This window comes from Solibacillus sp. FSL K6-1523, assembly GCF_038005225.1.
GTDB lineage: Bacteria > Bacillota > Bacilli > Bacillales_A > Planococcaceae > Solibacillus.
This window is the reverse complement of record NZ_JBBOSU010000001.1, coordinates 1,178,955-1,200,557: the sequence shown is the minus strand read 5'-3', so window position 1 is coordinate 1,200,557 and position 21,603 is coordinate 1,178,955. Positions and strand designations below refer to the sequence as shown.

At 37.9% G+C, this 21,603-nt stretch carries 22 protein-coding genes; 5 read left to right on the top strand and 17 right to left on the bottom strand.

Going from position 1 to position 21,603, the window contains the following annotated elements:
• Positions 1 to 119 precede the first annotated feature (119 nt).
• Together MHI10_RS05510 and MHI10_RS05505 are read left to right on the top strand one after the other, a co-directional pair.
• Positions 120 to 845: a response regulator transcription factor gene (locus MHI10_RS05510; RefSeq protein ID WP_340783684.1), complete on the top strand. Its 726-nt coding sequence runs from the start codon at positions 120 to 122 to the stop codon at positions 843 to 845.
• Positions 836 to 1,936, top strand: coding sequence for a sensor histidine kinase (locus MHI10_RS05505; protein ID WP_340783683.1), 1,101 nt, complete (start codon positions 836 to 838; stop codon positions 1,934 to 1,936). Before MHI10_RS05510 ends, MHI10_RS05505 begins: the two co-directional genes overlap by 10 nt.
• Before the next feature lie 277 nt (positions 1,937 to 2,213).
• Here the strand turns inward: MHI10_RS05505 and MHI10_RS05500 are convergent, their stop codons facing one another.
• The 9 genes from MHI10_RS05500 to MHI10_RS05460 form a co-directional block, all read right to left on the bottom strand.
• Positions 2,214 to 3,335, bottom strand: a complete 1,122-nt coding sequence (locus tag MHI10_RS05500) for a Nif3-like dinuclear metal center hexameric protein (protein ID WP_340783681.1) — start codon at positions 3,333 to 3,335, stop codon at positions 2,214 to 2,216.
• On the bottom strand, positions 3,332 to 4,027 hold the full coding sequence (locus MHI10_RS05495) for a tRNA (adenine(22)-N(1))-methyltransferase (protein ID WP_340783679.1): 696 nt from the start codon (positions 4,025 to 4,027) through the stop codon (positions 3,332 to 3,334). Before MHI10_RS05495 ends, MHI10_RS05500 begins: the two co-directional genes overlap by 4 nt.
• Before the next feature lie 320 nt (positions 4,028 to 4,347).
• On the bottom strand, positions 4,348 to 4,689 hold the full coding sequence (locus MHI10_RS05490; protein WP_340783676.1) for a c-type cytochrome: 342 nt from the start codon (positions 4,687 to 4,689) through the stop codon (positions 4,348 to 4,350).
• A gap of 332 nt (positions 4,690 to 5,021) precedes the next feature.
• Positions 5,022 to 6,164: an acyl-CoA dehydrogenase family protein gene (locus MHI10_RS05485; RefSeq protein WP_340783675.1), complete on the bottom strand. Its 1,143-nt coding sequence runs from the start codon at positions 6,162 to 6,164 to the stop codon at positions 5,022 to 5,024.
• A gap of 166 nt (positions 6,165 to 6,330) precedes the next feature.
• The gene (locus MHI10_RS05480) at positions 6,331 to 6,882 is read right to left on the bottom strand and encodes a hypothetical protein (RefSeq protein ID WP_340783674.1); all 552 of its coding nucleotides are present in this window, start codon (positions 6,880 to 6,882) and stop codon (positions 6,331 to 6,333) included.
• Positions 6,883 to 7,095: 213 nt separating this feature from the next.
• The gene (gene rpoD, locus MHI10_RS05475; protein ID WP_340783673.1) at positions 7,096 to 8,223 is read right to left on the bottom strand and encodes an RNA polymerase sigma factor RpoD; all 1,128 of its coding nucleotides are present in this window, start codon (positions 8,221 to 8,223) and stop codon (positions 7,096 to 7,098) included.
• 30 nt (positions 8,224 to 8,253) lie between these two features.
• A complete protein-coding gene (gene dnaG / locus MHI10_RS05470) occupies positions 8,254 to 10,080 on the bottom strand; it encodes a DNA primase (protein ID WP_340783670.1) in 1,827 nt (608 codons plus the stop codon).
• Between the two features lie 402 nt (positions 10,081 to 10,482).
• Positions 10,483 to 11,295, bottom strand: a complete 813-nt coding sequence (locus tag MHI10_RS05465; RefSeq protein WP_340783669.1) for a pyruvate, water dikinase regulatory protein — start codon at positions 11,293 to 11,295, stop codon at positions 10,483 to 10,485.
• Positions 11,296 to 11,304: 9 nt separating this feature from the next.
• The gene (locus MHI10_RS05460; protein WP_340783668.1) at positions 11,305 to 11,943 is read right to left on the bottom strand and encodes a helix-turn-helix transcriptional regulator; all 639 of its coding nucleotides are present in this window, start codon (positions 11,941 to 11,943) and stop codon (positions 11,305 to 11,307) included.
• A gap of 456 nt (positions 11,944 to 12,399) precedes the next feature.
• Here MHI10_RS05460 and MHI10_RS05455 point away from each other — a divergent pair, with 456 nt between their 5' ends.
• The 3 genes from MHI10_RS05455 to MHI10_RS05445 all read left to right on the top strand — a co-directional run bounded on the left by MHI10_RS05455 (position 12,400) and on the right by MHI10_RS05445 (position 15,286).
• Positions 12,400 to 13,788, top strand: a complete 1,389-nt coding sequence (locus MHI10_RS05455) for a glycine--tRNA ligase (RefSeq protein ID WP_340783667.1) — start codon at positions 12,400 to 12,402, stop codon at positions 13,786 to 13,788.
• A 136-nt stretch (positions 13,789 to 13,924) separates the two neighbouring features.
• On the top strand, positions 13,925 to 14,389 hold the full coding sequence (locus MHI10_RS05450; RefSeq protein ID WP_340783666.1) for a hypothetical protein: 465 nt from the start codon (positions 13,925 to 13,927) through the stop codon (positions 14,387 to 14,389).
• Positions 14,390 to 14,479: 90 nt separating this feature from the next.
• Positions 14,480 to 15,286 carry an EcsC family protein gene (locus MHI10_RS05445; RefSeq protein ID WP_340783665.1) on the top strand — a complete coding sequence of 269 codons (807 nt, stop codon included), beginning with the start codon at positions 14,480 to 14,482 and terminating at the stop codon, positions 15,284 to 15,286.
• Between the two features lie 67 nt (positions 15,287 to 15,353).
• Here MHI10_RS05445 and MHI10_RS05440 read toward each other — a convergent pair whose 3' ends face one another.
• From MHI10_RS05440 to ybeY, 8 genes are all read right to left on the bottom strand, one after another.
• Positions 15,354 to 15,638, bottom strand: coding sequence for a hypothetical protein (locus tag MHI10_RS05440; protein ID WP_340783664.1), 285 nt, complete (start codon positions 15,636 to 15,638; stop codon positions 15,354 to 15,356).
• Positions 15,631 to 16,437: an MBL fold metallo-hydrolase gene (locus MHI10_RS05435; protein ID WP_340783662.1), complete on the bottom strand. Its 807-nt coding sequence runs from the start codon at positions 16,435 to 16,437 to the stop codon at positions 15,631 to 15,633. Before MHI10_RS05435 ends, MHI10_RS05440 begins: the two co-directional genes overlap by 8 nt.
• A 378-nt stretch (positions 16,438 to 16,815) precedes the next feature.
• Entirely contained in the window at positions 16,816 to 17,592 is a 777-nt protein-coding gene (gene recO / locus MHI10_RS05430; protein WP_340783661.1) for a DNA repair protein RecO, read from the bottom strand.
• A gap of 63 nt (positions 17,593 to 17,655) precedes the next feature.
• Positions 17,656 to 18,837, bottom strand: a complete 1,182-nt coding sequence (locus MHI10_RS05425) for a CapA family protein (protein ID WP_340783660.1) — start codon at positions 18,835 to 18,837, stop codon at positions 17,656 to 17,658.
• Between the two features lie 539 nt (positions 18,838 to 19,376).
• The gene (gene era / locus MHI10_RS05420; RefSeq protein ID WP_340783659.1) at positions 19,377 to 20,294 is read right to left on the bottom strand and encodes a GTPase Era; all 918 of its coding nucleotides are present in this window, start codon (positions 20,292 to 20,294) and stop codon (positions 19,377 to 19,379) included.
• Positions 20,281 to 20,688, bottom strand: coding sequence for a cytidine deaminase (locus MHI10_RS05415; protein WP_340783657.1), 408 nt, complete (start codon positions 20,686 to 20,688; stop codon positions 20,281 to 20,283). Before MHI10_RS05415 ends, era begins: the two co-directional genes overlap by 14 nt.
• Before the next feature lie 84 nt (positions 20,689 to 20,772).
• A complete protein-coding gene (locus MHI10_RS05410) occupies positions 20,773 to 21,123 on the bottom strand; it encodes a diacylglycerol kinase family protein (protein ID WP_340783656.1) in 351 nt (116 codons plus the stop codon).
• On the bottom strand, positions 21,110 to 21,595 hold the full coding sequence (ybeY, locus tag MHI10_RS05405; RefSeq protein WP_340783654.1) for an rRNA maturation RNase YbeY: 486 nt from the start codon (positions 21,593 to 21,595) through the stop codon (positions 21,110 to 21,112). Before ybeY ends, MHI10_RS05410 begins: the two co-directional genes overlap by 14 nt.
• Positions 21,596 to 21,603 lie beyond the last annotated feature (8 nt).

The window sequence follows — 21,603 nt, the reverse complement described above, 5'->3', positions numbered from 1 at the left end:
GCTTATTACGCGAAAGTAAAAATAAAGTAAACTCAATGGAAAATGACAGTAATTTTTTCCAGAGATTAAGGATATGAAGTTCAGAAGCTGTTATGATAAAGATTGAAATGAGGGATAAAATGGAGAATACAGAAAAAATCCTAATCGTAGATGATGAGCTTGGTATTTTAAAATTATTAGAAATTACGTTGCGTAAAGAAAACTTTATAAATATAGATGCTGCCTCAACAGGCAAGGGTACACTACAGCTTGTAAAAGAAAATCATTACGATATTATTTTGCTCGATATAATGCTACCAGATATAAGTGGCTTTGAACTTTGCACAGAAATACGTAAGCATACAAATACACCCATTATTTTTATCAGTGCTCGCTCTACAGATTTTGACAAATTAACGGGATTAGGTATTGGTGGAGATGATTATATTACAAAGCCTTTTAATCCTTTAGAAGTCGTTGCTCGAATAAAGGTCATCCTTCGACGTCAAAAAATGTATGAGAGTTCTCACCAACAACAGAGTTCAAAATTTGATTTCGGTTACTTTGCCCTTAATCCTGAATCTGCTACATTAATCGTTAACAATCAGCTCGTCGAATGTACAGCTAAGGAGCTAGAGCTACTACATTTCTTTTGTAAAAATCCAAATCGCATTTTTACAACTTCACAGCTCTATGAATTCGTGTGGGGAAATGATGTATATGGAGAGGAGAAAACTGTAACGATTCATATTTCAAAGCTACGGAAAAAGCTTGGGGATGATACGCGTAAACCAAAAATTATTGTAAATTTAAGGGGAGTTGGATATAAATTAATTCCACCAAAAGAGGATTCACTATGCGAATAAACACTCGATTTACGTTACATCTTGCACTGGGGATTATTCTATGGATGCTTTTGAGTGGTATTTGTATTGTTATCGGACTCGAGGGTATTCTTCCTCTCATTAAAAAATCTGTTAGTGAAGAGTATGAGAATTTAATCGTAGTATGGATTTTTGGGTTTAGTACCATTGTTTGTATAGCTGTATTTGGATGGTATTTTGGAGGTCCTCTTGGATTTATTATGTCTTGGATTTATCAGCTATCACAGGAAAACTATACTCAGCCTGCTGGACTTTCAAAAATCTATGCCCGTAAAGGTAAGCTCCGTATGCGTTATATGTTATATCAAGAAGTACTTCAACACCTACAATCTTTATCAAAAAAATTGAAAGTTGCTGAAACAGAACGCGAAAAAGTTGAACAAGCAAAACAAGAATGGATTGCTGGTATTTCACATGATTTAAAAACACCATTAACTTATATTACAGGCTACTCTACTCTATTATTAAACGATCAATACGAATGGTCCAAGGAAGAAGCCCGTTCCTTTATTCAAGAAATTGCAGATAAAGGTAAGCATATGGAGGAGCTTATACAAGATCTAAGTCTCGTTATTCAGCTTAATAGTCCAGATGGTCAGTTACCATTGCATAAATCAAATCAGGATATTGTGGAATTCACCAAAAGAGTTGTAGCTACTATTAGTAATAATCCACAAGGCAGAGACTATAAATTGCATTTTAAAACAGATACACCTGTCATAAACACTGAATTTGATACTAAATTCATGCAACGAATATTGCAAAACATTCTTATGAATTCTATTATTCACAATCCAGCTAACACAAATATTTATACACAGATTTTCGATAACAACGAACATGTAGATATCCACATTGTTGATAATGGAACAGGTATGTCTCCACACATGTTAGAAAATATATTCCAGCAATATTATCGTGGAACGACAACAGATTCTTCTTCTGAAGGTACTGGACTAGGTATGGCAATTGTTCATAACCTCATTCAAGCTCATAAAGGCATTATCTCTGTAAAGAGCGAACCTTCTAAAGGAACAACGTTTATGATTACACTGCCTAAAAAGATATATTGACACCTTTACACTTGAGGATACTATGCTACTGAAATGTCTCCTTAGAATGGAATGCTTTCTCCGCCTAATGTCATGGCAAAAGAATTAGGGAATTTGCTAGAGAGGATTCTATAGTATCCCCTGAAAGTATAAAAAGCTCACAAATCCTATCATATCAAGGTTTATGAGCTTTCTTAACTTGTTAATCGTAACGTAAATTAACCTAATGATACCGATACTCGGGATCGAACCGACTATCCTAAAGATTCACGATTTCAATCTATATTTCCTTCACCACTTAAACAAACGTAAACGGCTCTGTATGAACTTTCGATTGAATGAACTGCACTGGTAATTTCTTCGCATCGCATAATTGCGTCATTTTCTGCGCAACACCTTGAATCATTACCTTTTCTACATGGTGTCCTGGATCAACAATGCTTAGTCCTTGTTGCTCTGCATCTTGTGCCATATGGAAACCAATATCTCCTGTAACAAATACATCAGCCCCGGCAAATTTCGCTGTTCGAATGTATTTATTGCCGTCACCACCAACGACTGCGACTTTTTGAACAAGTCCGTCAACTGGACCAACAACACGCACAAATGGCACGTCCAATTGTACTTTGACGAACTCCGCAAACTCTTTTAATGTCATCGGTTTATTTAATAAACCAATTCGGCCAAGACCTTGCTCATTTGATTCCACTTCTGTCGTCCAAACATCATACGCTGGTTCCTCATATGGATGTGCATTGAGCATCGCTTTTAATACACGATTTTTTAATGATTGCGGGAACACAACTTCGATTTTTTGTTCGCTTACTACTTCTAATTGACCGATTTCACCGATTGTCGGGTTTGCGCCGTCCAATGCTTGAAAACGCCCTTGTCCATCCGTAGAAAAACTGCATGAATTATAGTCGCCTAGTTGCCCCGCCCCTGCTTTCGCTAAAGCCGCGCGCATTTCATCCGTATAATTTTGTGGGACATAAACGGCTAATTTCATTAAATTTTCCTCATACGTCTGCTCTAAAATTTCACGTTTCGTTAATTGTAGTGCATCCGCTAGTAAATCATTAACCCCACCTGGTGCTACATCTAAATTCGTATGTGCTGCATACACCGCAATATCATTTTTAATGCATTTTTCATATAAAGCACCTTGTGGATTGTCTGTACGCAAATTGGATAGCTTCATAAAAATAGGCGGGTGATGGGCAATTATAAGTGCGCATCCTTGTTCAATCGCTTCATCAACTACTTCATGCGTCACATCTAATGTCACAAGCACTTTTGAAACTTCTTTATTCAACGTCCCAATCGCTAAACCAATTGGATCATTTGGCATACAAGCGAATTTTTTCGGTGACCAAGATTCAAATAACTGAATGATTTCGTGACCATTTACTTTTTTCACTGAACTACCTCCTGTACCATATCTACAAGCTGTTCTAGCTCTGCATATTTCGCTTCATTATCCACCGTTTTTTCAGCTTTTTCAATCGCTTGCTGAACACGCTGCCAATTTGCCACTTCACGTGACCATTTTTCGACAAAAACAGGTGATTTCGTTGCAATTAATTTTGGACCTAATAAAATTTCAGCTTGAGTTAATTCCATTTGTCCTCGTTGCAATACAAGTACTTCATATACTTTTCCATCTTCTTCTAAAATGACTTCATCCTGTAATGCCCACCCATTACGGATTGCCCATTCCCGAATTGCTTTGGCATGAATATTCGGCTGTAAAATAAGGCGCGTCACCGATTTTAAAGCTTGTGGATGCTTTTCTAAAATCGAAACAATAAGTGGACCGCCCATCCCAGCAATTGTTACTGTATCAATATGGTCCGCTTCTTCAACGGCTGCCAATCCATTTGCCATGCGAACGGTAATTTGATTTGTTAAGCCTTCTGTACGTACTTGGCGTACAGCAGATTCAAATGGACCTTTTACAACTTCTCCTGCTATGGCGCGCGAAGCAATCCCTTTGTGTACTAAATAGCATGGTAAATACGCATGGTCACTCCCGATATCTGCAACAACCGCACCTGTTGGAACAAATGATGCGACCATTTCTAAACGTTTTGAGAGCTTTTGTGCATTCATATTTCAATTTCCTCTTTTCTATTTTACAATGTACCCCTATTATATAAAAAAACCGCTCATCCGTCTTGTAGTTGAGAGGTTTTTGCTATGAGTTGGGCATAAATTACGACAAAAGAGTGGATAGTTACTAACCCACCATATCATTGCCCTTAGAATGTAGAACTTTTCCCGCTAAATTCCCTGTTAATCGACAATCTGGAATCACACACATTTGATAGAATCTAGCGGATATATGATAAGTTCAGATTTTACATTCATCACACAATAAAAAAAACATAGACACTAGATTGCTCCAGTACCTATGTTTTGCATTTCCAATATTATAGACCCGAAATGTAATCTGCTACAGCTTGAGCCTCTGCTTCTGATTTAAGAATTGATGGCATAGCTCCACTTGGAGAACCGTTTAAAGCAAAATCTTTAATATGGTCAGCATCTAAGCCAGCAATTGCAGGCATCGAACCTTGACCATTTAAATCACCGCCGTGACATGAAATACAGCTAGCTTTAGCGATATCTTCACCACTTAATTCAACTGTTTCTCCTGAAGTATCCCCATCTGCACTATTCTTATCTGCTGCACCCTCAAATGACATGAAGAAAATTAGTCCAATACCGAAAGCCATGATAAGTACATAAGGAATAAGTGGATTGTTTCTCATTGCGTTCCCTCCCTCATTAGTTATTTTAATTCTATTATCAATTACGCTTTGGCGTAATTGCGTCCAGATTTTGAATTGTGCTTGCACAATTCATTCCCTTCAAAATCTGTGACATCCGCCAGGGGCATTGTTTTCATTCAGTAGGAATTTAAACACCTTTTTAAAAAAAGTGAAGCCACATTCACCTCAAACATCATATAGACGAGAGAGATATACTGAATGAAAATAAATAGAACCTAGTAAACACTAACAATTGTACTGCATATTTTGGAAAACGAAAAGCCCTATTCCATACAATTTACTATGTTTGTAACAATTATGACAATTTGACATTAACCTTTTAATATATGTCTTGCAATAACCATTTTTTGGACTTCTGAAGTTCCCTCGCCAATTTCTAGTAGTTTCGCATCCCGCATGTAGCGCTCCACCTCATATTCTTTCATATATCCGTATCCGCCATGAATTTGAATTGCTTCATCACACACTTCCATCGCCATTTCGGATGCATAGTATTTCGCAATTGCCGCTTCCTTGCCAAATAGGCGACCTTGATCCTTTAGCCAAGCCGCTTTATAAACAAAAGTTCTTGCCAGTTCGATTTTCACTTCCATATCCGCTAATTTAAACTGTGTCGCTTGAAACTGCGCTAATGTTTTCCCGAATTGTTTACGTTGTTTGGCATATTGAACTGCTTTATTTAAAGCACCTTGTGCAATTCCAACCGCCATCGCAGCAATTCCGATGCGTCCACCATCCAATGTCGTTAAAAATTGCTTAAAGCCGTTTCCACGTATCCCTAAAAGATTTTCTTCAGGCACTGGAACATTTTCTAATAGTAACTCGGTTGTATTCGAAGCATTTAAGCCCATTTTTTCATAGTCGGATTTAATTTGGAAACCTGCTGCATCAGTTGGCACGATAATCGAACTAATTTCTTTTTCATTATTTTGTCGATCCGTAATAGCTGTTAGCGCTAAATGTTTGGCATAGCTCGCATTTGTAATAAAAACTTTGGAACCATTTATCGTATACTGTCCATTTTCTAAAACGGCCGTTGTTTCCGTGCCCCCTGCATCAGATCCGGCATTTGGCTCTGTTAAACCAAATGCCCCAAAGGATTCGCCCGTACAAATTGGCACAAGATATTTTTGCTTTTGCGCCTCTGTACCAAATAAATGAAGTGGTGCCCCACCTAATGAAATATGCGCAGAATACGTAATTCCTGTCGAAGCACAAACACGGCTTAACTGTTCAGTAACGATTGCAAAACTAATCGTATCTGCCCCCGCTCCCCCGTAAGCTTCTGGAAATGGTAAGCCCATTATCCCCATTTTTGATAATTCCTCAAAAATAGGCAATGGAAATTCTTTTGTCTTATCACGTTCAATTGCGCCTGGTGCTACAACTTCATCCGAAAATTCTCGCATCATTTTTTGCAACATTTGTTGTTCCGCTGTTAAGTCAAAATTCATCTTATCCCACCCTTTCTTCCACTCATGTATCACCTTCCATTTTATATGATATATATTGTTTTTTACAGGAAAATCGAGCTTAACGTAGCTTTTTTTTACAACTTGGTTAAAAACAAATAAAAAAAGAACAAATACGCACATAAAAGCGTTTGTCCTTTTAAATAGTTCATACGTAAAACCAAGCACCAATAATAATACAAAAACCAATGACACCAGAAATAGTAAAGTAGATTATTTTCAGCTTAACCCCACTAATGATCCATAAAATACAGTTTGAAATAATTAAAGCAAAAAGCATATTATTATTTCCAGCAAAATAAGTCATACTGATTTTAACCGAAATTCCTAGCATTAATAACGCGACTGCCAGTTGAAGCATCGTAGCGAGTAATTTATTTCTTTTTGCAAAGTAAAATGCTCCTGCAAAGCAACCGGCAGCAAAAATACCGGCAATAGCTACGACTACCCATTCATATTGAATTGTAAATAATAATATCGTAAACAATAAAGCAATTACTGGAAATATCGATGCAATGCTCCATTTTTTTCTTTTAATTACTGGATTGATTGCTTTTTTTGCATTTCCAGATATTTGGTCACTATCATTTCCTTCTGAATAAAGCGTCATTAAAAAATCACAGTAATGCTCTGGAAGTAATTTATTTTGCTTCCAAAAAGTAATTTCATTCATAATAATTTGTTTTTTTTGATTGGACATGTAAAACTCCCCAAATCTACTAATTATGTATTGATATTCATTATACTACCATTGTAAGTACTAATGAGAGTTCATACATCAGTAAAAAGTAACAACCTTCCCACTTCTATGCCGTACTTTTTAGCTAAGTACAATAAATTCATTATTCAAAAAAGGTGAAGAAAATTTAATTATTTTCTTCACCCTTTTTATGTTATTTACTTTATATACTATTTATTCTAAGAAATCTTTCAATCGTTTTGAGCGAGAAGGGTGACGTAATTTACGTAGTGCTTTCGCTTCGATTTGACGAATACGCTCACGTGTTACACCGAATACTTTACCTACTTCTTCTAGTGTACGTGTGCGGCCATCATCTAAACCAAAACGTAGACGTAATACATTTTCTTCACGATCTGTTAATGTATCTAGAACATCTTCTAATTGCTCTTTTAACAGCTCATATGCCGCATGATCAGAAGGAGATTGTGCTTCTGAGTCTTCGATAAAGTCACCTAAGTGCGAATCATCCTCTTCACCAATTGGTGTTTCAAGTGATACAGGCTCTTGAGCAATTTTTAAAATTTCACGAACTTTTTCAGGCGTTAAGTCCATTTCTTCTCCAATTTCTTCTGGAGATGGTTCGCGACCTAAATCTTGTAACAATTGACGTTGTACACGAATTAATTTGTTAATCGTTTCAACCATGTGTACCGGAATACGGATTGTACGTGCTTGGTCAGCAATTGCTCGTGTGATTGCTTGACGAATCCACCATGTTGCATAAGTCGAGAATTTAAATCCTTTGCGGTGGTCGAACTTCTCAACCGCCTTAATAAGACCCATATTCCCTTCTTGAATTAAGTCTAGGAATAACATACCGCGCCCAACGTAACGTTTGGCAATCGATACAACAAGACGTAAGTTCGCTTCTGCTAAACGCTTACGTGCTTCCTCGTCCCCTTCTTCAATACGCTCTGCAAGGCGAACTTCTTCAGCTGCAGAAAGTAAGTCTACACGACCAATTTCTTTTAAATACATACGAACTGGGTCATTTATTTTAACGCCAGGAGGAACACTTAGATCGTTTAAATCAAAAGTTTCTTCGCTTGCTTCTTGTTTCGAAAGCGCTTCTTCTTCAAACTCTTCTTTACCTTCAACTGTTACATCACTTTTTTCTACTTCATCGGCAAAGTTAAAAATTTCTTCATTCTCTACTTCGTATAAAGCCAGAGTTTCAGAAATTTCCTTCATAGACATTTCTCCAACTTGCTTTGCTTTTTGTAAAAGTTTCTTCTTTACCTCTTCTAATGTAAGCCCATTTACTACTGTCTCTTTTGAATGTTTTGACTTTTCCGCCATAAACCTTCCTCCTTCTAAAAACAAATCGCCTTATATTCCTTTTACCGCTCTTCTTAACTGGATAATCTGTTGGGCTATTTCAAGAGCGCGCCTATGTTCGTGCATCTTTTCAGCTTCTTTTTGATTATGCGTTAATTTTTCTATTTCTAGTTCGATACGGTGCTTTTCAATATGCTTTAAACAATCACTAATTTCCGCTTCACCATTTTCTGGGTCACGGTCGATATATGCTGCTTCCATAACTATTTTGCGCAATTCATTGTCATTTAAAACTTCTACAAAACGATGAAAATCTGCCATTTCATATTCTTCATAAAAACCCACTAAACGGACAAATACGGATAAATATTCTTCATGAATAAATGGCGTGGTGTTTCCTAATTTCAAAACTTTATTCACGACATTCACATCATGTAGCATATGAGCAAGTAATAAACGTTCTGCCCGATCCGTCCCCGTTTTCGGAAGCTTTTGCTGAACCAACTCAATTGGTTGCTGTAATGCATTTTGACTTCGTTTTTGTTCTTTTGCGCCATCTGCTACAACTTTTCGTAATTGCGCACTAATCGCTTCTTGAGAAATATTTGTCTCATTTGCAAGCTGACGAATGTATAAATCTCGTTCAGTCGGTGAAGAATTATCTTTCAACGTTTCAAGAACTTCTTGAATGTATTGTAATGTGTCATTTTCGAATTGGAAGTTTTTCCCGCGCTTCGCATGCATCATCATAAATGCGATATAGGCGTGCGGTTTTTCAATTATTTGATTTGTAAACGCTTCTTGACCATAATTGCGAATATATTCATCCGGGTCAAGCTTATTTGGTAAAACAGCCACTTCAACTTTTATGCGTTCTTCATGTAACATTTGTGAAGCACGTTTCGCCGCTTCAAAACCAGCATTATCACCATCGTAGCAAATCGTAATTTGCTGAACTAAGCGTTTGAGCTTTGTAATATGCTGGGGAGTAAGCGACGTACCCATTGTTGCGACTGCATTATAAACACCTGCTCGATTGGCGGCAAGTACATCAATAAACCCTTCCATTAAGACTGCGTGCCGTGTTTTTCTTATCGACGCACGAGCCTTGTCCAAATTGTAAAGTACCTGACTTTTATGGAAAATGGGTGTTTCTGGACTATTTAAATATTTTGCTTCATCGGCATCTTTGTTAAGAATCCTACCCGAAAAAGCAATCGTTTTCCCGTTCTCATCTCGAATCGGGAACATGATTCTTCCTCGGAAACGATCGAAATATGTTTGGTCACTTTCTTTTTGAATGATAAGCCCACATTCTGCCATCACTTCTAAAAGAAATTCTTTTCGTTCTAACAATATCGAAAGTGTGTCCCAATTCGGTAATGCCCATCCTATTTGATGAGTTTCGATTTGTTCACGCGTAAATCCTCTTTCTAGTAAATAATTTAATGCCTGCTCTCCATCTTCGGTATTCATCAACAAATGATGATAAAATTCAGCGGCATACGCATGTGCTTCCCGCATCATTTCTTCTTTTTTTGAATATGGATTATTTGACGTCGTATGCTCTGATTGCACCCCGACGTCTAATGGAATACCTGCCCGATCTCCCAATTTGATTAATGCTTCTGGGAATGCGATATGCTCGATATCCATCACAAACGTTATTGCATTTCCCCCAGCTCCACAACCAAAGCAATGGAAGATTTGTTTTTCTTGAGACACGGAAAAAGAGGGTGTTTGCTCTCCATGAAATGGACATAATCCAAACCAGTTGCGCCCTCTTTTCGTTAACTGCATATAATCGCTAATCACATCGACTATATCAGACTGCGAACGAATCTGCTCAATCACATGTTCAGGTATTTTCCCAGCCATCTTATCACCTATTGCTATCTACATAATTCGAGAAAAATTACAAAAACCCTCTAAAATACGACAAAATTTAATATTATTTTAATCTGTGTTATCAGCTAGGGTGAACCCACACTGAATCGTGGCCATATTTGGCGTTCATCCTCTTTTTAAAAAATTGGAAGGATTTTGCTAAAGCAGGTTGTACTGCCCATTCTTAATATTTTTACCACAATTTTATTATTATAAAACAAAAAACTGAACGTTGCTATCTATTTTTTACTATTTCTGTGTTATACACCAAAATTCCTACTAAAAACAGAAAAAATAGTAGATTTATTTTTTAAGTAAATGCGTTATTTTCTTATTACAACGTTTTACGAACAAAAAACCTCCTCTTTTCACTGAGGTGGTTTAAGTGGGCTATTATTTTTCGCCTTCTAGCATATCTAAAATCGTATTCGCTGTTTCTTCGACTGCCCGATTTGTTACATCAATAACCCGACAACCTATTCTATCAGCTATTTGATGGAAATAGCTAATTTCCTGCTCAATTCGTTGCTGTTGTGCATAAGCAGCATTTTCAGTTAATCCAAGTGCAATGAGACGTTCTTTACGAATATTATTTAATTTCTCCGTCGAAATAACTAAACCAAAGCATTTTTTTGGATCGATTTGCATCAATTCAATGGGTGGTTCCACTTCAGGGACAAGTGGCACATTCGCTACTTTATAGCTTTTATGTGCTAAATATTGCGAAAGTGGCGTTTTTGAAGTTCGTGACACCCCAATTAATACAATATCCGCTAATAATAGTCCTCTTGGATCTTGACCATCATCATACTTTACCGCAAATTCAATCGCCTCAATTTTTTTAAAATAATCGTCATCAAGTCGATGAACGAGGCCTGGTTCTTGTAACGGTGACTCATTAAATGAGAGTTCAATTAAATCCATCATCGAGCCTAGTAAATCAATAGTCGGTACATTATTTTCTACTGCCAAACTATAAAGCGCTTTTCGCATTTCCTTTTCAACTAAAGTGAAAACAATCGCCGCTTGTTGTTTTACCGCAATTTGAACGATTTTTTCAATGAGTTCAATATCATTTATTCGGGGAAATTTGCGGATTCTTACTTTGTCGAAATTCGGCCTGAATTGGCTGACAACTGCCTTTACTGCATTTTCACCCGTTTCACCCACTGAATCTGAAACAACAAAAATTGTTAGACTTTTCATTAAATCCACCTACAAATCATGAGTTTCTGCTAAAGAGATAAAGGCACGTGTAATACTCGTTTTTGTTAGACGTCCAATTACTTCAATCCCTTTTTCAGTTTCCTTGACAACAGGCATCGAATCAATTTCGCGTTCGATCAATTTCGTCGCTGTTAACACTAAGGAATCTGAATCTAAGCAGTATGCAATATTGGGCATTCTTGTCATAATAATATGTACCGGTATTTTATTTAAGTCTTGTGTACCTATACTCGATCTTAATAAGTCCTTACGTGATAAAACCCCTTGTAAATAGCTATCTTTATCCACTACGAATAACGTTCCAACATCCTCTAAAAACATATGACAAATCGCATCATAAACCGTCATACTTTCAGAAACAACTACAGGTACATTTTGAAAATCCTTTACTTTTAAATTCAGCATAGACTCCGTAATTGCTACAGTAGATTTCTTTCCAGCATAAAAGTAGCCAACACGTGGTCTGGCATCCAAAAATCCAGCCATCGTTAAAATGGCCAAATCAGGGCGCAACGTTGCACGCGTTAATCCTAGGCGCTCTGCGATATGTTCACCTGTGATTGGTCCGTTCTCTTTAACAATTTGCAAGATCGCATCTTGACGTTTATTGAGTTCTATTAGACTCACCCGCTTCAAATAATGTTATACTTATTTCTTAATTATTATATACTATTTCGCTCCATATTGCGAAGAAAACAATCCCATGCTACAATATGAGCGTAGAACTGTATTGTTCTTTATAAACAACTTAATAGTACAGCGATGATGGGATTAATAAGTATCAATTTAACACACAGCGAGTAGGAATAGTGTAAGCCTACATTCAAATTGAGAAACGGCACCCTGAGCTTTTTTTAAAAGAGGTTTTTTAAATTGTGTTTTTCATACAACATCGACACATTATGCATACTTTTTCATAATGTGTCGATGTTGGTTACATAATTTAGAAAACAAGCGGGGTGGAACCGCGGGTATATCACATATGATGCACTCGTCCCCGGGCATAGTTACTGTGCCCGGAGACGGGTGCTTTTTATTATGCCAAGGCGAAATTGATTAATTTTTATATAGGAGGAATTTTTTATGACACAAAAATCAATGGAAACAATCGTTGCTTTAGCAAAACATCGTGGATTTGTATTCCCTGGATCTGAAATTTACGGCGGTTTAGCAAACACTTGGGATTACGGTCCATTAGGTGTAGAACTTAAAAACAACGTAAAAAAAGCTTGGTGGCAAAAATTCGTTCAAGAATCTGAACATAACGTAGGTCTTGACGCAGCCATTTTAATGAACCCAAAAGCATGGGTAGCTTCTGGTCACGTAGGTAACTTCAATGACCCAATGATCGACTGTAAATCATGTAAAGCTCGCCACCGTGCAGATAAATTAATTGAAGATGCTTCATTAGAAAAGACTGGCAAAGAAATTATCGTCGATGGTATGAGCTTCGACCAAATGAAGGCGAAAATGGAAGAGCTTGAAGTAACTTGTCCAAATTGCGATAAAGTGGACTTCACAGATATTCGCCAATTCAACTTAATGTTCAAAACACATCAAGGTGTAACAGAATCTTCTTCTAACGAAATTTACCTACGTCCTGAAACAGCACAAGGGATTTTCGTCAACTTTAAAAACGTTCAACGTTCAATGCGTAAACGTACGCCATTCGGTATCGCACAAGTTGGTAAATCATTCCGTAACGAAATTACACCAGGTAACTTCACATTCCGTACACGTGAATTCGAACAATTGGAATTAGAATTCTTCTGTAAGCCAGGCGAAGACCTTGAATGGCATGCATACTGGAAAAACTTCAGTAAAAATTGGTTATTAAACCTTGGAATGAAAGAAGATTCTATGCGTTTACGTGACCATGAGGATGATGAGCTTTCTCACTATTCAAATGCAACAACGGATATCGAATTCCGCTTCCCATTCGGTTGGGGTGAGCTATGGGGTATTGCAGACCGTACAGACTACGACTTAAAACAACATATGGAGCATTCAGGTGAAGATTTCACTTATATTGATCCGATTACAAACGAACGCTACGTACCATACTGTATCGAACCGTCATTAGGTGCAGACCGTGTGACATTAGCATTCTTATGTGATGCATATGATGAAGAGCAATTAGAAGGCGATGACAAACGTACTGTATTACGCTTCCACCCTGCTTTAGCACCATTTAAAGCAGCTGTATTACCGTTATCGAAAAAATTATCTGAAGAAGCTGGCGATGTTTGGGCTGATTTACGCAAAGCTTTCCCAGTAGACTTCGATGAATCACAATCAATCGGTAAACGCTACCGTCGTCAAGATGAAATCGGTACACCGTTCTGTATTACGTATGACTTCGACTCAAAAGAAGATGGTCAAGTAACAGTACGTCACCGCGATTCGATGGAACAAACACGTATGCCTATCGCTGATGTAAAAGCATATATTGAAAAACACTTACAATTCTAAACAAATAGAGCAAGACCAACATGTTGTGCATATAACATGCTGGTCTTTTTTTACGAATCCCCTACAAAAATTAAGAAGCAAATTCGCCGAAAATAAGTTATAATTTTCTGACAAGTTATTAAGAGGGGGGATTTGTGTGTTTTTCCAATTAAAAGAGTCACCAAAAACAATACCTGATACATACGATAAAGCTTTTCAACTTATAAGTGCTATTATCCATCAAGAATGCCCAGAACATCGTGCCAATCACCATATTTTATATTCAGCCAATCAAAAATTAGAAGCTTATTTAGAAGCACAAAAACATTTCCGTCAGTTTGAAGATCCAGCAACCGAAATCGGTAAATTTAGCACTGAAGCCTATCAAGTCGCAACGAAAAAATATCATCAACTTTATTATATCATCCAAGGCTATATGCATTTGAGCGACGAAAACAAGCGCGATCATTTCAACCATCGTTTTCGTTTCCATGCAGAAAAACTAGATACAATGTATTTACTATGGGAGCAAAAAAATTACTGGCAACTACTAAACTTAGATGGTTCATTTTATGAGCAATTAAAAGAAGATTTAGTCCCAATGCTTACGCAGTTTGAATAGGAGATATTATGCCTATTGGATAGAACCTTTTGAAACTTTTTCGGATTCTAGGCGTAAATAGACTATCCATATTAACTAGGAGGCCTCTCGGTGGAATCAACAGAACAATTAATGCAACATTTAACAACAATTGAAGCATGGGAAAAAGATCAAAAAGGGTTATGGTTTTGGGAGAAAATCGGTCGAATTCCATTTAAAATACTTGATAAATTAACACCCAAAATCATTCAAGAGAAGATTTCCTTATTAATCGACGAATTAGTGAGCTATGTTCAAACGGGTGGAAAATACTTATTGAGCGAAAAGTCGATGCTTCAACATATCCAAAAGCATACATTACACTCAATCGAGTCCATTGAGGATATTCAAAACATGCCGATTGCCGATATGATTGGGCTAAGTGAAAAACTTCAAAAGAATCGAGCTAAACTGGCAACTGTCCAAGGTGCATCAACAGGCTTTGGGGGCATTTTTACATTGGCCATCGATATTCCCATCATCTTAGGGATGGCCCTTAAAACATTGCAAGAAATTTCCTTTATTCACGGCTATGATCCGAATGATAAAATGGAACGAATTTTTATCGTCAAATGCTTACAGTTTGCCTCTTCTGATATTGTTGGTAAGGAAGCGATTTTGAAAGAATTATCAAAAGATTATTCCGAACCGAAGTCAGCAGAAAATATGGTGTCGCAAATGCAAGGTTGGCAAGAGGTGTTTTATACGTACCGCGATAATTTCGGTGTGAAGAAGTTTTTACAAATGATCCCGATTGCTGGGATGGTCTTTGGCGCCTTTATTAATAAGTCCATGATCGAGGATATTGCCGAGGCGGGTATGATGCTGTATCGCAAACGTCGGGTTATTGAGCGATTAGCTACTGAAAAAACTATATAAATTAACGTCAACTAAGCGAATTCCAAGTTTAGTTGACGTTTTTTCATGAATGGTGACTTGAAAAAAATTAATCGCTTGCTATTTCCACTATTTCACCAGCAACATATTGATACTGTTTTTCCATCGATTTATGATAAATAATCCATTCATCATAACTAGAAACCAATGAAGGCTTTTCAATTTGAAACTCCTGAGTGGGAACAACTATCTCTTCACTTGAAAGGTATTGGAACAGTTCCCCAAGTACAAGTTGCTCAAATTCTGATGTCTTTTTATGATAAACACTAGCACCGGCTACAAGAAACGGAAAACAAATGACGATACACACAATCGCACTCATCAACCTATTCAATGTAATCCCCCATTTTTGCTATTTTAAGATTTTGGCGGTGAGCATCCTTCATTCCATCAAAAAATTGATATTTATTTTGCAACTGTACTTCAAGTCCTGCCTCTGGATTTGCTAAACTTTGCAAATATACTTTCGATTCCTTTATACGCTCCGCAATTTCAGCAGGCTTTGTTGTTACTGTCCCATGCCCCGGTACAAGTGTATGAATAGCATGTTTGTGAAAAATCGCCTCAGCCTTTTCCATAGTCGCTACATAATCCGCATAGCTACTATCAATAAACGGAAACTCAACATCCGACAAATAATCGCCAGCTAATAGAGTACGTTGCTGCTCAACAATTGTAAATAAACCATCTTCTGTATGCCCTGGAGCTAAATAAAAAGTCAGCGTTAATAATGCTAATTCAAGCTTTTGCCCATCCTCTTCAATGACCAAATCAACAGCTGGATAATAAATTGGATAGTCCCGCGTAATATAATATTGCGCATCAAAATTAATAATTTGTTGCACGGCTTCATCTTTATTTGGATTATTGGCAAATGCTTTTGAAGCAATAACAAATGCTTTTGGAAAAGCTCCTGCTGCGATAATATGATCAAAATCGCTATGTGTAAAAATTAAATACAGCTTTCGATTATTTAAAACACGCTCAACAAAACTTTTTATTTCTTCCACTTCATTTGGCAACCAATTTGGGTCTATTAAAATAATGGCATCTGTCGTTTCAATCAAAGTGGTCGTTGTCTTATACAAAGCGCTTTGAAAGACCGTCATATTTTCGTTTTGATAGTGAATCATTTTAAGCTCCCCCTATATAATCAATTACGCCTCGGCGTAATTGCGTCCAGATTTTTTCGAGGGCCCACAGGACGTGGGTCAGTCAGCCGTTGTCACACGATGTGACGTTCTTAGGCTGACTTCCTTCTTCCCTTAAAAATCTGTGACATCCGCCGGAGCTTGGGTCAACACGATGTTGATCACAAAGGCGTTGTCACAGGACGTGACGGGTTTTAGCCTTTGTTCCCCAATTCAGCCGGGGTTTGAACCCCCACTGAATAAAATTACCTTTTTGGTATTCATCCCCCACTTATAGAAGTAGAGGACTACTGCTGAATTAAGTTAAAAAACCAGCTATTAGGAATTCCCGCAAGCTGGCATGTCGACTTCATCGTTATTTTAATCTGATGACTCTTTTTTTTCGCGTAATAATAAGGGTGTTCGCTCTAATTGTTCAATAAAGCTTCTTGATTTTAAACGAATCCCCGTTTGTTCTTCATAAATCGTCGTGACAATTTTTTTAATAAACTGCTTCGTCTGTGGTTTTAAATCTAGCTTGCCAACTTGGTCAATTGGCACGGTGTAAAACATACGAATCAACTTAAGTTGCGTCGGCGATAATCGGATAATGTAAGGGTCCCTATGAAAACAACGATGACATAAAAATCCACCTTGCGTAAATGAAAACGCAAACTCCCCATCTACTGCCCCACAACTCGCACATGCATGTAAAATAGGCTGAATTCCGGCATAAGCAAGCATCTTCCAATCCACAAATAATGTAATTGCTTCCGGATCATAACCTTCTTCAATCGCATTTAAAGCCTGTAGCAACACATCAAATGCAAATGGCTCTGCATTGCCTTCTTCCACTAAACGGTCGACAAGCTCCATAATATAGCTAGCATATGCCGTCGCTATAATATCAGTCTGTATATGACGCATCGCATTTATATGTTCGCCTTGTTGCAACGTCCCCATCCCTGACGTACGTTGCGCGAGGAAAACACCATGCATAAAGGGCTGTGTTATTCCCGCTAAACGGCTTGTTGGTTTTTTAGCACCGCGCGCCATACAAGCAACTTTCCCAGCTTCCCGTGTCATTAAGGTCACAATTTTATTGGATTCACCATAGGCACGCGCTTTTAAAACGATGCCTTCCCATTTATGTAGCATCTTCGCACATCCTTTATTTCGTTCGTCCTCTTATTATACATGACTTGCCCCGTTGAAATCACTTTAATGAACTGTTACACCTTCACCGAGCACTTTTCTTACCCACCCTAAATTTTGAACCGCGCGTGCTTCTACATCTGCTAGTGGATAAACGCGATAAACACCATCTTTATCAAGCAATGTTGCCGTCGCATCAAATTGAGGTTCGCCAATCGTAACGGTGTCGCCTTCTTTCGTAATTTCAAAACTTCCAATTCCGCCGACCATTGTGTTAGGCACTGTTAAGATCGTAGAAAAGTAGTTTCCGAGCGAATAAAATACATGCGTTTCATGCCCAGCTTCATTTTTGATTTTCGTATATGGTTGCAATACATGCGGATGCGAGCCAAAAATAATATCTGCTCCTGCTGCATTCAGCACTTTTGCATGATGACGTTGAACATCACTTTCTGCAACGGTATACTCAGGACCCCAATGCATCGATACGACAACGACATCGACTAACTCCCGAAGCGCCCTGATATCCGCCGTCATCTTTTCATGTTGAATATAGTTCACGATAAACGGCGAGCCTTTAGGTAAATATAAGCCATTCGTGCCATATGTATAGCCTAAAACGCCAATTTTTAATGAACCAAATTCTAATATCCTCGGCTTTGATACGTCTTCCTTCGACTTATACGCACCTACATAAGGCATATTATATGTTGCCAAATTTTCAAAAATTGTCCGCACTCCGCCTTCCCCTTTATCAACCGTATGATTATTCGCAAGGTTAACCATATCTACACCGGCATTTTGTATATCTCGAATAATATGTGGAGGACTTGAAAATTGGGGATACCCACTAAGTGCATATTTATTGCCAACAGGTGGAGATTCTTGGTTCGCAATTAAATAATCATAACTTTGCATCAGTGGTGTAACCGCAGCAAATGACGAAGAATAATCCTTATATTTGGCCAAGCGCAAATGCAATAAAACATCACCAAGCATCGCAAAACGGATGGAGTCTTTTACAAGTACAGGTTCAGGTTCTGGCTCAACCACTTTCTCCACTACTGTTTCTTCTTTTTTTGACGTTTCACTTACAGGATTTTCATATGTTTCCGTAATCGCTACGGTATTTTTTACATCTTTTATTTCCATATCAATCGGATCAATTCCAAACGCAACGACAACAAACACTAACGCCGCAAGCGATAATATCCAAAATCCGAAAAGAACTTTATTTAATTTACTCAAAACGATTAGTACCACCTTTTAATCAATTACGCCTCGACGTAATTGCGTCAATATTTTTTTCGAGCTTGCTCGAAAAACTCCCCCTAAAAAATATGTGACATCCGCCGGGGCTAACTTGATTCAGCAGAAATCCCCTTACGGGGGATTTCTGCTGAATCAAGTGTAAAATTTTGCCTAATCATAATAATACCAAATCTATTTTTTTAATCAATAACAAAAAATTACATAGTTAATTTAGATTTCAAAATAAACAAAAAAACAGACGCGACAAAAGTCACATCTGCAATAGTATCAATTACGCCTCGGCGTAATTGCGTCCAGATTTTTTCGAGCTTGCTCGAAAAGCTCCCCTTAAAATCTGTGACATCCGCCAGGGGCATTGGGCCAATAGGACGTTGGTCACAAAGGCGTTGTCACAGGACGTGACGGATTTAGCCTTTGTTCCCCAAATTCAGCTGAAGTTTGAACATCCATTGAATTTAGGTTGTTTTGGGAATTCATCCTCACTTATAAAGGTAGAGAATTTTTGCTGAAGCAAGTTAATATTCGTCTTCGCGGAAACCGAAGTCTCGTAAATGCGTTTGTTTGTTGCGCCAATCTTTTTGCACTTTTACCCATAGCTCTAAATAAACTTTTGAGCCTAAAAGCATTTCGATATCTTTACGCGCTAATGAACCTACCTCTTTTAGAAGAGCTCCACGCTTGCCGATAACAATCCCTTTTTGCGAATCGCGTTCTACCATAATCGTCGCCTGCACATGAATCATATTTTCCTTTTCTTCATGCGGTTTAATACGATCAATCACAACAGCGATTGAATGCGGAATTTCTTCACGTGTTAAATGCAATACCTTTTCACGAATCAGTTCCGAAATAATAAAGCGCTCCGGATGATCTGTTACTTGGTCTGCCGGATAATATTGTGGACCTTCTGGTAAATATTTTTCAATCGTTGTCAGTAAGTTTTCCACATTATTACCTTGCAATGCAGAAATCGGAATAATTTCTGCAAAATCAAACTTATCTTTATAAGAATCAATAATTTTTAATAATTCATCCGGATGAACAAGATCGATTTTATTAATAATTAAAAAGACTGGCGTTTTATTACCTTCCAACAATTCAATTATAAATTCATCGCCTTTACCAATCTTTTGTTCAGCATTCACCATGAACATGATTGCATCTACTTCTCGCAGTGCATTACGAGATGTTTTTAACATGAATTCGCCTAGCTTATGCTTTGGCTTATGAATACCTGGTGTATCGATAAAAATTGTTTGTGAACTGTCTTGTGTTAATACACCTTGTACTTTATTACGTGTCGTCTGTGGCTTATCTGACATAATCGCAATTTTTTGTCCGATTACACGGTTTAAAAATGTTGATTTCCCTACATTTGGGCGTCCTACAATCGAAACAAAGCCCGATTTGAAGCCGCTATTATTTTGCTGCATTTTCCATATCCTCCGATGTGAAAGCACCTGGTAAAAGGTCTCCCACCGTTGTTTGTTGAACGTCGCCATTCAAATTAGTTAAATAAACTGGCATCGTTTGTGAACAAAACTCTGCCATTACCTGTCTACATGCACCACAAGGCGAAACAGGTCCTGGTGTGTCTGCTACAATTGCGATTGCTGTAAATTTCGTCACGCCTTCAGAAACCGCTTTAAAAAACGCTGTACGCTCAGCGCAATTTGTCATACTATAGCTTGCATTTTCAATATTGCAGCCATGATAAACGTTTCCATCTTCCGTAAGTAGAGCTGCCCCTACTTTAAATTTAGAATACGGAACATAGGCATTTTCACGCGCAACTTTTGATTGTGCGATTAGTTGTTCCATGTTCATGGGAATGCCCCCCTTTTCTTCAGTCAATTACGCTAGAGGCTCTCTCTTCATTCAGTAGATTTTTTAACATGTACCAAATGAAAATCAGAACCATTTTGGTAAAAATATGAGTAGTCCGATTATAACACTTGCGCTCGCAAATACAAGTACAGCACCTGCTGCAACATCTTTTGCGTCCTTCGCTAAAGGATGGATTTCTGATGAAGTTAAGTCCACAACTCGTTCAATTGCCGTATTGAACATTTCAGCACCGATGACAAGCGCTATGATGAGCGTTAAAATAAGCCACTCGGTCAAGCTAAGTCCTGTAACAAATCCCGCAATTACTACAATGAGTGCACTTACTAGATGAAAACGTAAATTTTGTTCCTTCGCTGCAGTTAAAATCCCTTGCAGCGCGTAGGTAAATGAACGGAAAAATTTACGGACGTTCATTTGTGTCACGACCTAAGCCGTAAGTTTCTAATACTTCATCTTGCTTGCCAAACATCAATTTTTCATCTTCAGCTGTCATATGATCATAACCGAGTAAATGTAAGAAACCATGAACAGCAAGGAAACCTAACTCGCGCTCAAAGGAATGCCCATATTCTTCCGCTTGTTCACGTGTACGGTCCGTCGAAATAATAATGTCGCCAAGCACTCGTGGCATCCCCTCACCGATAATTTGAATTTCATCTTCCCCTAATTCTTCCATAGCAAAAGAAATCACATCGGTCGGCTGATCCTTATCACGATATTCACGGTTAATTTCATGGATTGCTTCATTTGTTACGAACGTTACCGAAACTTCCGAACCATCTTCAATCCCTTCGATTTCGGCCGCATGCTGAAGCAATTTTTCAACTAGTTCAATATCCGCTTCCTTCACTCCATTTGTTTCATCTAAAAAATCAATCGTTAACATGTAGTTCC

What these genes read in the sequence shown, in the direction of transcription:
- MHI10_RS05510 (WP_340783684.1), top strand. Translation starts at nt 120, where the DNA reads ATGGAGAATACAGAAAAAATCCTAATCGTAGATGATGAGCTTGGTATT.
- MHI10_RS05505 (WP_340783683.1), top strand. Translation starts at nt 836, where the DNA reads ATGCGAATAAACACTCGATTTACGTTACATCTTGCACTGGGGATTATT.
- MHI10_RS05495 (WP_340783679.1), bottom strand. Translation starts at nt 4,027, where the DNA reads ATGAATGCACAAAAGCTCTCAAAACGTTTAGAAATGGTCGCATCATTT.
- MHI10_RS05490 (WP_340783676.1), bottom strand. Translation starts at nt 4,689, where the DNA reads ATGAGAAACAATCCACTTATTCCTTATGTACTTATCATGGCTTTCGGT.
- MHI10_RS05485 (WP_340783675.1), bottom strand. Translation starts at nt 6,164, where the DNA reads ATGAATTTTGACTTAACAGCGGAACAACAAATGTTGCAAAAAATGATG.
- MHI10_RS05480 (WP_340783674.1), bottom strand. Translation starts at nt 6,882, where the DNA reads ATGTCCAATCAAAAAAAACAAATTATTATGAATGAAATTACTTTTTGG.
- rpoD (WP_340783673.1), bottom strand. Translation starts at nt 8,223, where the DNA reads ATGGCGGAAAAGTCAAAACATTCAAAAGAGACAGTAGTAAATGGGCTT.
- dnaG (WP_340783670.1), bottom strand. Translation starts at nt 10,080, where the DNA reads ATGGCTGGGAAAATACCTGAACATGTGATTGAGCAGATTCGTTCGCAG.
- MHI10_RS05465 (WP_340783669.1), bottom strand. Translation starts at nt 11,295, where the DNA reads ATGAAAAGTCTAACAATTTTTGTTGTTTCAGATTCAGTGGGTGAAACG.
- MHI10_RS05455 (WP_340783667.1), top strand. Translation starts at nt 12,400, where the DNA reads ATGACACAAAAATCAATGGAAACAATCGTTGCTTTAGCAAAACATCGT.
- MHI10_RS05435 (WP_340783662.1), bottom strand. Translation starts at nt 16,437, where the DNA reads ATGATTCACTATCAAAACGAAAATATGACGGTCTTTCAAAGCGCTTTG.
- recO (WP_340783661.1), bottom strand. Translation starts at nt 17,592, where the DNA reads ATGCTACATAAATGGGAAGGCATCGTTTTAAAAGCGCGTGCCTATGGT.
- era (WP_340783659.1), bottom strand. Translation starts at nt 20,294, where the DNA reads ATGCAGCAAAATAATAGCGGCTTCAAATCGGGCTTTGTTTCGATTGTA.
- MHI10_RS05415 (WP_340783657.1), bottom strand. Translation starts at nt 20,688, where the DNA reads ATGAACATGGAACAACTAATCGCACAATCAAAAGTTGCGCGTGAAAAT.
- MHI10_RS05410 (WP_340783656.1), bottom strand. Translation starts at nt 21,123, where the DNA reads ATGAACGTCCGTAAATTTTTCCGTTCATTTACCTACGCGCTGCAAGGG.
- ybeY (WP_340783654.1), bottom strand. Translation starts at nt 21,595, where the DNA reads ATGTTAACGATTGATTTTTTAGATGAAACAAATGGAGTGAAGGAAGCG.